Source organism: Chryseobacterium sp. CBo1 (assembly GCF_001693475.1).
In the GTDB taxonomy this organism is placed as follows: domain Bacteria; phylum Bacteroidota; class Bacteroidia; order Flavobacteriales; family Weeksellaceae; genus Chryseobacterium; species Chryseobacterium formosense.
Genome location: NZ_MAUH01000007.1, coordinates 18,822 through 31,973, shown reverse-complemented (window position 1 = coordinate 31,973; position 13,152 = coordinate 18,822). Strand labels below are relative to the sequence as shown.

Annotated in this window: 13 protein-coding genes; 4 read left to right on the top strand and 9 right to left on the bottom strand. The window is 33.0% G+C overall.

Going from position 1 to position 13,152, the window contains the following annotated elements; translation table 11 throughout:
• Position 1 precedes the first annotated feature (1 nt).
• Positions 2 to 1,096 (top strand): hypothetical protein, encoded by a 1,095-nt coding sequence (locus BA768_RS06105; RefSeq protein ID WP_065720097.1) that lies wholly within the window; start codon positions 2 to 4, stop codon positions 1,094 to 1,096.
• A 379-nt stretch (positions 1,097 to 1,475) separates the two neighbouring features.
• On the opposite strand, the gene BA768_RS06100 is transcribed toward BA768_RS06105, so the two are convergent.
• The 8 genes from BA768_RS06100 to mnmE all read right to left on the bottom strand — a co-directional run bounded on the left by BA768_RS06100 (position 1,476) and on the right by mnmE (position 9,010).
• The gene (locus tag BA768_RS06100) at positions 1,476 to 1,700 is read right to left on the bottom strand and encodes a hypothetical protein (RefSeq protein WP_065720096.1); all 225 of its coding nucleotides are present in this window, start codon (positions 1,698 to 1,700) and stop codon (positions 1,476 to 1,478) included.
• A gap of 11 nt (positions 1,701 to 1,711) precedes the next feature.
• Positions 1,712 to 2,410, bottom strand: coding sequence for a hypothetical protein (locus BA768_RS06095; RefSeq protein WP_123947070.1), 699 nt, complete (start codon positions 2,408 to 2,410; stop codon positions 1,712 to 1,714).
• Between the two features lie 410 nt (positions 2,411 to 2,820).
• Positions 2,821 to 3,456, bottom strand: coding sequence for a hypothetical protein (locus BA768_RS06090; protein WP_065720094.1), 636 nt, complete (start codon positions 3,454 to 3,456; stop codon positions 2,821 to 2,823).
• Complete coding sequence (locus tag BA768_RS06085; RefSeq protein WP_065720093.1) at positions 3,453 to 4,334, bottom strand: toprim domain-containing protein; 882 nt, start codon at positions 4,332 to 4,334, stop codon at positions 3,453 to 3,455. Before BA768_RS06085 ends, BA768_RS06090 begins: the two co-directional genes overlap by 4 nt.
• Before the next feature lie 231 nt (positions 4,335 to 4,565).
• On the bottom strand, positions 4,566 to 5,789 hold the full coding sequence (locus BA768_RS06080) for a virulence-associated E family protein (protein WP_228388326.1): 1,224 nt from the start codon (positions 5,787 to 5,789) through the stop codon (positions 4,566 to 4,568).
• Positions 5,790 to 5,832: 43 nt separating this feature from the next.
• Positions 5,833 to 6,117, bottom strand: coding sequence for a helix-turn-helix domain-containing protein (locus BA768_RS06075; protein WP_065720091.1), 285 nt, complete (start codon positions 6,115 to 6,117; stop codon positions 5,833 to 5,835).
• 200 nt (positions 6,118 to 6,317) lie between these two features.
• Positions 6,318 to 7,457, bottom strand: a complete 1,140-nt coding sequence (locus BA768_RS06070) for a site-specific integrase (RefSeq protein WP_065720090.1) — start codon at positions 7,455 to 7,457, stop codon at positions 6,318 to 6,320.
• A 167-nt stretch (positions 7,458 to 7,624) separates the two neighbouring features.
• Positions 7,625 to 9,010 (bottom strand): tRNA uridine-5-carboxymethylaminomethyl(34) synthesis GTPase MnmE, encoded by a 1,386-nt coding sequence (gene mnmE, locus BA768_RS06065; RefSeq protein ID WP_065720089.1) that lies wholly within the window; start codon positions 9,008 to 9,010, stop codon positions 7,625 to 7,627.
• Positions 9,011 to 9,397: 387 nt separating this feature from the next.
• Here mnmE and BA768_RS06055 point away from each other — a divergent pair, with 387 nt between their 5' ends.
• A complete protein-coding gene (locus BA768_RS06055; RefSeq protein WP_123947068.1) occupies positions 9,398 to 10,108 on the top strand; it encodes a hypothetical protein in 711 nt (236 codons plus the stop codon).
• A gap of 230 nt (positions 10,109 to 10,338) precedes the next feature.
• Here BA768_RS06055 and BA768_RS06050 read toward each other — a convergent pair whose 3' ends face one another.
• Positions 10,339 to 12,108 (bottom strand): aminopeptidase P family protein, encoded by a 1,770-nt coding sequence (locus BA768_RS06050; RefSeq protein WP_065720086.1) that lies wholly within the window; start codon positions 12,106 to 12,108, stop codon positions 10,339 to 10,341.
• A 304-nt stretch (positions 12,109 to 12,412) separates the two neighbouring features.
• On the opposite strand from BA768_RS06050, the gene BA768_RS06045 reads away from it, so the two are divergent.
• Both BA768_RS06045 and BA768_RS06040 read left to right on the top strand, forming a co-directional pair.
• Positions 12,413 to 12,850 (top strand): DUF6526 family protein, encoded by a 438-nt coding sequence (locus tag BA768_RS06045; protein WP_065720085.1) that lies wholly within the window; start codon positions 12,413 to 12,415, stop codon positions 12,848 to 12,850.
• A gap of 128 nt (positions 12,851 to 12,978) precedes the next feature.
• Positions 12,979 to 13,146 carry a phosphatidate cytidylyltransferase gene (locus BA768_RS06040; RefSeq protein WP_065720084.1) on the top strand — a complete coding sequence of 56 codons (168 nt, stop codon included), beginning with the start codon at positions 12,979 to 12,981 and terminating at the stop codon, positions 13,144 to 13,146.
• Positions 13,147 to 13,152: the final 6 nt, after the last annotated feature.

Below are 13,152 nucleotides of genomic sequence, written 5' to 3'. Positions count from 1 at the left end.
AATGGAAAAAGACACGATGACATTGACACGAAGAATTCAGCTGCTGATCGATCTTCCTGCAAATGAACAAAAAGAAATGTGGGAAAAACTGTACCGGTATCAGAACCGCTGTTTCCGGGCAGCTAATTTAATTGTTTCTCATCTGTATGTTCAGGAAATGATCAAAGATTTCTTTTACCTCACAGAAGATGTCCAATACAAACTAGCGGATGTAAACAAAGATAAAATGGGAATATTTACACGATCGAAAACACACACAACTGCACGTATGGTTTTTGATCGCTTCAAAGGAGAAATTCCTACCGATATTCTGGGAAGCCTGAACAATACGATTCAATCAACCTTCTCTAAAAACAAAGCCGACTATTGGCACGGAACAAAATCACTGAGAAATTTTAAAAAAGAGATCCCAATTCCGCTTCCAGTTAAATGCATCAGCAAAATGAAATATGATGAAGAAAATAAAGCGTTTTGCTTCAATATGTTTGCTATTCCGGTTAAAACCTATTTAGGGAAAGACTTTTCTGACAAGCGTTTGATAATGGAACGCCTCTTAAAAGAAGAAATAAAGCTATGCACATCGCAGATTCAGCTAAAAGCAGGGAAAATATTTTGGCTTGCCGTCTTTGAATTTGAAAAAGAAGAACACCTTTTAAAACCTGAAATTATTGCGGAAGCTTCCCTGTCCCTGGAACATCCTATTGTAGTAAAAGCTAACAAGCTGCGCCTCAATATTGGTTCAAAGGAGGAGTTTTTGTACCGGAGGCTTGCGATCCAAGCAAGTCAAAAAAGGATTCAAGACGGAGTCGCCTATGCCCGTTCCGGAAATGGAACCAAACGGAAACAAAAGGCATTGTATAAAACAGAAAATTTGGAAAGCAGATATGTAAGTCATCGGCTTCACTTGTACAGCCGGAAGCTTATTGATTTCTGTATCCAACAACAAGCGGGAACGCTTATTCTCAAAAATCAGGAAGACAAGATAGGCATTGCAAAAGAACAGGAATTTGTGCTTCGCAACTGGAGTTATTATGAATTGCAGACCAAAATAAAATACAAAGCAGAAAAAGCTGGCATCGAATTGATCATTGGATAGCTTAAAAAAAATAATGAGGGTGCTTGTACACCCGCAGGGTGAGGTCGTGAACACTCACTAAATACTCAAGAGTATATACAACGGCGTGGGCTCCTTTTTTTTGCCAAAAAGCTGAATGCAAAGAACTGACAAATAGCTGATAGAGAACAGAAAAGAATTATGTAACAAATTTCTAATTCATTGAACGAAAGCTTACGGATTTTTATAAAGCAATAGTTTTATTAATGTTTGTTAATTCAATTTTATATTTTTTTGTACGAATCTATTTTTTTTCTACTCAAATTATGAAAAAGGAAATACGGAGGACAATAAAAAGGAGAAACGTACATTTCTCCTTTATCCCGCCGGTCGTAGAATACGATGTTAGCAATAGTATTATTTAAGCGTATACTATTTTTTGTTTTTGTTCCTCAATTTTTTCTTCTAGTAAAAACTGTTCTTTACTTTGTACAAAAAACCATCCATCAGTAATTTCTGTACTTAGCTGATTTTTACAGACACTGCATAACACCTTATGTTGTTTTTTATCTTCTGAAAAAAATAATTTATTCTCAATAATTACATTTTCCGTTTCGCATTTTCGACATTTGATTTCTTTTCTCATACCAAATATTTTTATAAAAATAGTCTTTTTAAATCATCTGAACTCCGCTGATGCAAATAATTTGAGGTACACCAACAATTATTGCAGGTTCTTAGAGTAAATTTACCTTTAAGTTGATGATCTTCTGTTATAATATCATTAATTTTTTCTCGTGCTTTATTAAAAAGAATAGTTTGCGTATTATCACTTTCAGTAATAACCACTCTAGGATCATCTACAATTATTCTTCTAACATAATCAAATAAAATCGGATGATTATTATTTCTAATTGTTATCATCTTTCGTTGCCTTTCAATTGAATCCCATTGCTGCCTTAATTCTTCGACTGACATAAAATATCTTTCTTCATTAGTTGAATCAACAGGCCAATAAATTGGGTTATTTTTAGTTATCCAAATTTCAAAATCATTATTTCTAACTAATTCTCTATCTAATTCAAACAAAATAGGTCCATAATGATTTTCTCGTCTAAAATAAGTATGTAAATCACTCGTATCGATAAAAATATCATCCCATACATTCAAAACTTTATCAGCAGCATCTGAAGATTGGGAGGTTTGAATTAAATCATTTTCTTCAACTAGACCACGAGACATTAAGCCTCCATTTTCAAAATATGTTATAGATGTGCGTACCGTATTTGCGTGATATAAGGCTAAAATTTCCTTTTCAACTAAAAATTGATATAATTCTTCATTGTTTAAACGCATAACTATATTATTTATGTCAACTTCTAAATTTACGCATCGCGTCAATTTGACTTATATATTTTTTGTAAAGATTTTTCTAACGCTAATATAAAGTTTATTTTCATAATTGATTGTTAACTGCTTACAATTATTTTCATTTAATTTTCGCCATATTTTTTCTCTTTTCACCAGCAATTTTTTTTATATATCCACCCAAAATTCATAGAACCTTACTCTTAAAAAAATGATTTCCAAAACAAAAAAAACGAGTTCCGAAGTTTTTTTCACCCTTTTCTCAGAAAAGGCAAGAAAGTCTAGGTAGTATAAAATGTAAATTTTGTACGTACAAAGACACATCTTGCTATATAGCTGTCATCATTTAGAAATTTTATTTAGTCTAGTATATTTTAGACTAGCAGGTATAGATGATTTTAGTCTAGTTTCGGTCTCTTAATAATTGGAAGATTAGATAGCGAAGAACTTTTGTAAGAGTCTGAAAACTCAAGTGTATTCATATTTTTTTCGAGAGTAGACTGCCAATTCAAAATAGGTCTTCCCAATGAATTTTTCCAATCTGCTTCCTCCCATTTCTGAAATTTCTGAATCAATAAATTATCTAATTTTTCTGAGTAGTCTTTTAAAGTTTTTGCAAAATCCATAAACTGTTTCAGGCTAGGATATTTGGAATGTGAATTATTCACAATAATTTCCGGTTCCAGAATCTGATCTAATTCTTTAATAAAATCTTCCTTTATTTCACTTTTTGCTATTACTTTTGAAGAGTCATTTCCTTTTAAAATGAAACGATTCGGAAAACCACGATTTCTATTGTAATCTAAAAGCCCTAAAAGTTTGAGCTTATTTTTCGCCGTGATGATCGTTTGTCTGGAGAGACCAAGTTCTCTTGCCATTTCATAGTCTGATAATTCAAGTTCTTTTTGCATATCCTCATATTTGTAAAGGATAAATGTAAAAACGGCTATGGTATTTGCACCAATTTTATTCTTTGAATTTAACTCAAAAATTTTTTCAAATAAGTTTACTTCAAAAGTTTTAGAATTTTTCATCGCTTAAATCTCGGTTTAGACTGGTTTTCAACTTCACTGGTTTTTTGATTAAGATATTCATTCAAATCTTTAAAATCTGAATATAAAACCCTACAATCTTTCGCATTTTGTATTTCACTACAAATGATTTCAACAGCACGGTTTCCAGCTACATCATTGTCAAAATAAAGCTCCACTTTTTCATATTTTCCGAGTGAATTTTTAATATTATGAAGCATCGAAACAGAATTCAAAATGAGATAATCAGAAGGTTCTTTTTCTAATTCATTTTCTAAATTTTTAAATGAAAGAAAATCGAAAAAACCTTCGAAAATCCTAACTGAATTTGAATTGTTCTTAATTGTAGAAATATCTTTTTTGCCCAAGCAAATTTTGGAGTATTTATTACGAATTTCGTAACCACCAGAATCGTTTTTGAAACCAATTCCGAAATAGTTTTTATCGTTCATTCGGTAATGAATTTCTTTTAAAAATTCGGTCTGCTTCTCAACTTTTCTTTCTTTTAAATATTCCAAAAGTGCAGGATGTTGAATTTCTTTTACATTAATCATCTCATAGTTCTTTGAAAGGTTTTCCAGTTTACTATTGGAAATATTTTGCTGATGAAAAGAAGAGAAATTCTGATTTTCTGCCCAAATTAAAACTTCACTTACAGATGCATTCAAATATCTTTTCATAAAATCGATATTTTTTCCACCGATTCCTTCAGAGTGCAAATACCAGTAGTTTAGATTTTTATTAATTTTAAAAGAGGCGTGGTTCTCTTTGGCAAATGGATTGAGAAACCACGCTTCTTTTTCCGATTGTCTCGTGGGAAGGTGTCCGAGAGAAAGGAGGAGTTCTTCCAACGGGATTGTATTAAATTGCTTGCAGTTCATTCGTATATTTTCTATGTTTTTTTTTAAAAGACTTACCTAATTACCAAAACCTTGATAATTAAAATATTAAACTCAATTCCCCATCTTACCATAAAATACCTACTTACCAAAATTTTATTTTATAGGTAATTTCAGGTAGTTTTAAATAATTGGATATACCTAAATAATAAATTGGTTGTCAAACACTTAAAAGATTTAGGTAAGTAGGTAAATGATTATGTAGTATTAAAATTAATTTGCGATTTTCGACCGAATGAGGTAACCGTAAATTTGTCTTTGCGGATTTTTAACTCTGGGAAATTTGAAAGAGGATAAAGCCCTTCCAATTTTCAAATGATTGAGACGAATTCCGTGAGCATTTAGATCAATCATTACTTCTGTTGCGGTTTTAAATTCCTCTAGATTGTCAGATGCTTCATAGAATTTACTCACCATTTCCTGTTCTAAAGTCATTTGTGTGAATCGCTCATTTCGTTTTTCGTTTTCGGAAATATCTGCTAAAGTGAGTTCAGGATTGTAATTTTGTCGTTTGTAAGCGTTGAAATAAGCTTGAGCCCAAACTTTATCAATATCAATTTCAGATGAATAATTGAAGTTGATCTTCTCGATGACCTCAAAAATAATCCATCTAACGCTTCCGGATTCGTCTGTTAGAAAGTCCGTTTTGTTGGTAGAACCCACGAAACTGCAAATTCTTTCCAGATATTCGGCTTTCCTTGCATAAGGCAATCTTTCGTTGATATGCGTTTTTGAGATCATCGCTTTCAAAGAATTGATGTCAGCCTTTGCCAAAACCGAAAGTTCATCTAAATTGATAATCAAATTTTTGCACAATTTAATTCTGCTATCTTTATCCAAACCAATATCTTCCGAGAGGTAATTCGTTAGTTTTTTAGGAATAAAAAATCTTAAGAATGTTGATTTTCCACTATTCTGAATGGTATTTGCCAAAACCAAACAATGCTTATTGATTTTCTCTTTTTCTAAAGCACAAAAGACTGCTCTGGTAAACCATTTTTCAACGTGGTACAAAAATTTTTCATCATCATTAGTCTTCACATAACTGCATAATTTTGCAATATGATCTTCGCCATCCCAATCCTCCAAACTTTCAATATATTCTGAAATAGGATTATACTGTTCTATCAAATGGCTTCTGACCAAGATTTCCAATTTATTAATCGGTATATTAATTCCAGATTGAATGAGCTCTATATATAATGAGTTTAAATTTAGATCTGCCCATTTTTTATTTTGTATCAGTTTGATTTCAAACTCCAGAGATATGGTATTGAATCTTAATGAATACTTCGAATTGAGATAATTTAGAGTGCGATCAAAAATGGTTTTACCTTCTGTACCATTTTGATACAGAGTATTTTTCTCTTCCATAAAAACATCTGGGTATTGTGGAAACGGAAACAAATAATTATTATATTTGTACCTTACTTCCAAGTAAAACAAAGATTTTAAGCCTAACTACTGCTGTAGTTAGGCTTTATTTTTTGCGTAAAGAAAATTCTATTGCTTCTTGCTGAATTTCATCATTTGATTTATGGCTGTTTTTCAACAACCATTCGTCAATTTTTTTGCGTTCAAAAAAGAGAACTTTCCCGTTAGGTTTAGAAAAAGGAATACTGTGCGAATGAACTAATTTATAGATGTAGGATTTTTTAAATCCGGTGTAATCTGAAAGTTCTTCGACATTCAGAATTTCCTTTAAACCGAAAATATGTTTTTCAATTCGGTTGAGTTTGTGCAGAATGATTTCGTTATTTTCCATTGCTTTCGTTTAACAAATTTAATGAAGCAAAAGTCATCATAGAAAATCATAAAAACAATAGAGTCAAACAATTAAAGGCAAAATAAGAATGATATGGATTAATCTGGAATGTCAAAAGTCTAAAAAAGAATAATCTGGATTAAAATAGACTCAGTACAATTTTACTAACTAAAATATTACTCTACCTAAAAGTATATATTTTACAGTTCGATATTTAGTTCCGGGATAATCTCAGCAGCTTCTTTCATTTTGCTATCCACTATTTTTGCATAAATCTGTGTAGTTCTCAATTCTCTATGTCCTAATCTTTTGGAAACTGTATAAATATCTGCACCATTTTCCAGAAGTAAGACAGCATTCGTATGTCGAGCTGAATGAAAAGTAATATGTTTGGGAACCGCAGCACGATTGCACCAACGGATAATTTCAGTATTGTAGGTCATTCCATATTTCAAACCTTTGAAAACTCGTTCTTGGGGATCCTGTCTTTCGCCCAACAGTTCTCTGGCTTGTTTTGAAATATAAAGGTATTCTACACCCTCTGTTTTTTCTTGTCGGAAATTGACTCTGGAAATATCACCTTCATCACGGACTTCTTTCCAAATCAAAGTATTTATATCCGACCAACGTAATCCGGATAAACACGAAAAAAGAAAAGCTTTTTTCAAAACCGGATATTTACATTCCGCTTTTGCTAATCGTTGTAGTTCATCAAAAATCAGATATTCTCTTTGGCTTTCAGCCTGCTCAAATGATTTAATTTTTGCGGCGTAATTTATCGTCAAATATCCATTATCAAAAGCATTTCGAAGTGCGGCTTTAAACTTATTGAAATAAGAATACTTTGAGTTTTGAGAAAGAGGCAAATCACTCTTACTAATTGCATCCTTTTCAAAGTATTTCCGAACTTTTTTAATGAAATATTCATCAATTTCCTCAAAAGTTAAATTCTTTGGAACTACTTTTTTTAAATGTTGGTAAGTAGAGTACCAATTACCATAATTATTTGAAGAATCGAGGGTTCGTTTTTCTTCGGCAAGATCAGCGAAGAAATTTAAAAATACACGTTTAGCTTTCGCAGTATTTTTCAACTCAAATCTTCCTTGAGCATATTCAGCTTTTCGAATTGCAATCACATTTTCTGCAAATTCCAAAGCTTCTTTATTTTCCTTTTTTTCTTTGGCAGTCTTTGGATCTATAATTAGATAGGTGTCTAAATTCTCAAAATTTCTCAGATGCTTTCTTTTTCCGTCATCAGTAATTTCAGAACCACGGTAAAACTCGATTGACAGACTAATCCTTCCGTCCTTTAATTTTCTTTGACTAAGTGATATTTTCATAAATTCTGTTTTGTACTACTTTGTACTACTTTTCACTATTTTCGAGGTATGAAGTAGTACAAAAGTGGTACAAATATACAAATATAGTCTAATAAGAGAAAATAAAATTTATATAACTATCTGATAGTCAAACAAAAGAAAGAAAAAGAAATCAAAGAAAAGCTAATTTATTTCCCGATACAAAACTTAGAAAAAATATTTCCTAAAACTTCATCATTCGTCACTTCACCTGAAATTTCGCCAAGATGTTCCAAAGCATTTCTCAGTTCATAAGCCAAAAGCTCGGTTGAAATCTGAAAATTAATAGCTTCTTTCACTTTATTCACGGCATCCAAAGACTTTTGTAGTGCCTGAAAGTGTCGTTGATTGGTAATGATGACGTTATTTTCGGAAGTTTTCAATTGCTCTACATAAGAAGACAATTCGTTCTTCAAATCCTGAATGTTTTGATTTTCAACGGCGGATATTTTTATAAAATCAAACTCATGGACAATTTCATTTCTAAAAATTTCTTCAGCTTTTTCGTGTAGAGTAGGAATAACTTCATCAATTTTTGTTGCACAGATAATAAGTTTCAGATCATCTCTCAGTAAAGATTTTATCATCTCAATATCTTCAGAAAAATCTTCTGTTGCTGCATCGGCTAAGTACACCAAAATATCTGCATTTTCTACTTTTTCTTTGGCCTTTTTCACTCCGATGGCTTCAATTTCATCAACTGTTTCACGCAAACCTGCAGTGTCGATTAAGCGGAAAGCATGACCTTTAATGTGAAGAATTTCCTCAATCGTATCTCTCGTTGTTCCTGCAATATTGCTCACAATCGCTCTTTCTTCCTTTAGCAAAGCATTCAGAAGGGTAGATTTTCCGGCATTCGGTTTTCCGATGATGGCAACGGCAGTTCCGTTTTTAATGGCGTTTCCGTACTGGAAACTTTCAATTAGGGAATTTAATTTTAATTCAATTTTATCTAAAAGCTGATTCAATGCAGAACGGTCTGCAAATTCCACATCTTCTTCCGCAAAATCAAGTTCCAATTCAATTAAAGAGACAAAATTTAGCAGATCGGTTCTCAAAAACGAAATTTCATTCGTAATTCCACCTTTAAGCTGATTGATTGCCACTTTTCTTGAAGCCTCATTTTCGGAAGCAATCACATCGGCAATTGCTTCAGCCTGAGAAAGATCAATTCTTCCATTGATGAAAGCACGGAGTGTAAACTCTCCCGCCTTTGCCATTCTGGCTCCGTTTTTAATAAGTGTTTCCAGAATACGTTTACCAATATGCGGCGAACCATGGAAGGTTATTTCCACAGAATTTTCCGTCGTGAAAGTTCTCGGAGCCAAAAAAATCGAAAGCATCACTTCATCAATCGCCTCTTCCTCATCCATAAAATAACCGTAGTGAATGGTGTGAGATTTTTGTTTTTCAAGATTTTTTGAAGGAAAACATTTCTGAACCACAGTTAATGCTTCATCTCCTGAAACTCTGATGATTCCTAGAGCTCCTATTCCGTTGGCGGTTGCAAGCGCGCAAATGGTATCGTTATTCATGCTGCAAAATTACGGAAATTTAAATGGCAAAACATTCAAAATTTCATGTTGAAAATTCAGTTATTTAAATACTCTAATTACTTAAGATTCTCAACTCTCAAAATCCTCAAACTCTTCTACACTCCAACTTTTTTAGGAGCCGGGAACCTGCTTTCACTACTCGCTTTTCCGGGATTTTTGGCGGTGGCTTTGCCGCCGCCAAAAATCCCGGAAAGAGCTCAAACATGCCGTTCAATCAGGGCTAAAAAGTAGTGTGTAACTTAAAAATTTCTCCAAAGTATGAAAAATCATCAATTTTTTGTAGATTTAGATAAAGCAAATGCAATTTCAAAATGCAGATTATATTTTCATTCAATTTTAAAACAAATACATAAAAAGACTTAGAAAATGGGTATTGCAGCATTATTTTTAATTGTCATTTTAGTCTTGATATTCTTTATTCTAAGAATTCCAAAACTGACTATTGCAAAGAAGATTCTCATTGTTATTTCTGTTTTGTTATTGTGCATAATTATCATGGCTTTTATTTTCATAACAGGTTTTGAACGTGGGCGAATGCCCAAAAGGGAAGAAATAGAATCTGTTCAGGAGAATTTTGATACGATAAAAAAAACCGACACCAAAGCGATCTCTGAAGACACCAATAATGTAGAAACGAATTATGAAACCCCAAAAACAATATTCAGTATTGAAGGTAATTATGAATTTAAAAAAGGAAATTCAACCTGCAAAATGAATGTGACATTATATTATCAAAAAAATCAGTTGAAATATAAGTTAAAAACAGATTCCCATGAATTTTCAGATCATGCCAAAATTGAATTGAATGAGAAAAAAGACGGTTATTATATTACGTTCAAAAATATTGAATGGAGCGAATATTTGGGCGGACTGGATAATGAAGGCGAACCCCTCGAGAAAGATTTACCACTTCCTCGAAACGTGTCGGGAACATTGTATAAAGAAGAAATTATTATTCAAAATTATGGCAACTCGATGAATTATTATGTCGTATTTGAAGAATGTGGGGAAAAATATATTGAATTAGTAAAAAGTAAAAATCATCCCATATTCAGAGATGATTTTTCAAAGAAATAAACTTTCTTATATATAAAGTGGTCGGTTGATGCAAAGCTAAAGTAGTGCTGTGAAATATTTCTCAGGATTTCCACTGAAAATAAAACCGTGAAAATACGGTTGCAAAAACAAATTGTCCTGCAAAGTTATTTACAGGACAATTTTTATATGTTTAATCAATCTTAATAATCTAAACTTCTTAATTTGATCTCAATGGTTTAAATTTACAATTGGCCATTCGCAATTCACTGTTAAATCGGGCTTACCAATTCTAAAAACCATTCCTTCACTTCACCTTCCAAATGTGGGGCAAGCTTTTCTTCACAGGTTTTATGATAAGCATTCAGCCAGTTGATTTCTTCTTCAGAAAGAATTTCTTTTACAATATCATTTTTAAAGAACGGGCAGAACGTCAATGTTTCAAACTCATAGAAAGTTCCATGCAAACTAGTTTCAGATTCTTTCACGGCAATCAGATTCTCATGACGGATTCCGTAGTCGCCTTCCAGATAATAACCGGGCTCATTAGAAACAACCATTCCCACCAAAAGTTCCTGCGGATTCATATCTTTTCTGATATTTTGCGGTCCTTCATGAACGTTCATAAAACTCCCCACACCGTGACCTGTTCCATGGTTATAATCTTTTGCTTTCATCCATAAAGGAAGTCTTGCAATGGCATCAAGCTGAACACCTCTCGTTCCTTTCGGAAACTTCACCATCGATAAACGGATCATTCCCTGCAAAACCAATGTCGAATTGATTTTAAATTCTTCCGAAACTGCTCCTAAAGCCAAAGTTCTCGTAATATCGGTTGTGCCTTCAAGATATTGACCTCCTGAATCTACCAAAATACTGGCGTCATTCGTCACGTCTTTACTTCCTTCAGATTTTGCAGAATAATGCATCATTGCTCCATTTTCTTTAAAACCAACAATGCTTCCGAAACTTTCACCCACAAAATTTTCTCCTGCAGTACGGAATTCTCTCAGTTTTTGTCCGATCGAATATTCATTCATTGCTTCTTTTCCTGCATTGTGAGTCAGCCAGTAAAGGAATTTTACCATCGCAACGCCGTCTCTTACCATCACTTTTCTGAAACCTTCGAGCTCGGTTTCGTTTTTCTGAGCTTTCATCAGATTTCCCGGAACAGCGGCTTTTACAAAGGTATTTTCAATTTTTAAAGCTTCAAAAATCGATTGGTTGCTGTTGGGTGATACTAAAATATTTTCGTTTTTAATGGTTCTCAGATGATTGTAGAATTCTTCGTAAGGCATCATTTTTACCCAAGCTTCATCCATTTGTTTTCTTGCTTCAACTTCCATTTTTTCAAGGTCGGTGAAGAGAATTGCATCATTTTTAGTAATTAAAATATATCCTAAAAATACAGGATTGCTTTCTACATCGCTTCCTCTTAGGTTCAAAGTCCATGCAACGTCATCAAGACTTGAGATGACATGAACACCAACTTCCTGCTCTTCCATTTTCTGTCGGATCGCAGAAATTTTATCAGTCACAGATTTCCCTGCTCTTTCTATTGGATGAGTATAAATAGGATTTTTTGAAGGAGTTCCTCTTTCTTTCCAGACTTCTTTCAATAAAGGAAGATCAGCTAAAGTTATGTTTTTTGCATTCAGTTTTTGATACAGAAGCTCCCAGTTAGAATGTGATGTTGCTAAAGCATTGACAGCCACTTTTCCGTTTGCAGGAATTTCAGAAATAATCCAGTCGATATAATTAGGTGTTCCTTCCATTCCGTCTTTAAAAAGATCAATTCCTGACCCTGCCAATTCAATCGGAGCCTGAGTGAAATATCTTCCGTCTGTCCAAAGTCCGGCTTTATCTTTTGTAATTACCACGAAACCTGCAGAACCAAGAAAACCTGAAAGCCAGGCTCTTTCCTGCCATTCTTCAGGCAAGTATTCGCTCATGTGAGGGTCTGCCGAGTATACTATAAATGCATCAACATTGTTTTTCTGCATTTCTTCACGAAGTGCAGCTACTTTTTCCTTTGAAGTCATTATTTTAATAATTTTAAAGACGTGAAGTTACGCATTTTTAAGGCTCAAAGATCAATCGGAAAGTTAAAATATCTAGAAAGTTTTGTAAGGTGAAGATAGATGCTGGAAGCTGGACGAGGGAAGTTTAATTAGGATATAGTATTAATTTTTTTTCATTTTTTTAGAAAATTTCTTGTAAAAAATACATCACAAATTTGCAGACCAAAAATTACTTCCAGCTTCCGACACCCAGCTTTCAGCACAAATAAATACCACAAATAAATAAGTCAAAACATTTTGGAAAGGTTCTTGCTACTATACCTCTATGGAAACACAGAATTACACCAATCACAGGAAATATTATCCACCCCATCACTTTATTTTTCTTCCATTGTTATTCTTTTTAGAAATATGTGGAATTTATAAAGTTTTTAAAGATTCAGAACATGAGCTTTTATGGATTCTTTTCTCGGTTATTCTTTTCCTGATTCTGTATCTCGCCATTATGGTTCGTCAACATTATGCACTCGGACTTCAGAACCGTTTGGTGAGACTTGAGTTTAAGCAAAGATATTATGAACTGTTCAGCAAAAGGTCAGATGAAGTAGAAGAGAAGCTGAATTTCAGTCAGATTGCAGCACTGCGTTTTGCTTATGATGATGAATTTAAAGAGCTTTTATATAAAGCTTTGCATGAAAATATTTCAGGAGATGAAATTAAGAAATCTATCAAAAAATGGAGAGCAGACCGGAATAGGATTTAAGATTTGAAGTTTGAGATTCGAAATTTTGGTTAATTAAGCAAATATCAAATATCAAATATCAAATATCAAATATATTGATTATACATCCCTCATCCAACAAATAATATTAAACCTAAAAATAAATTATTATGAAAAAAATAACTTTATACAGCATGACTATTATTAGTCTGATGCTTTTGACAAGTTGTGAAGCGGTAGAAATAATCTTCAAAGCTGGAATGTGGTGGGGAATAATTCTGGTTGTCGGCGTAGTAGGCATTTTATTATGGCTATTTTCTCGGGGTAAAAACTCTTAACCAACT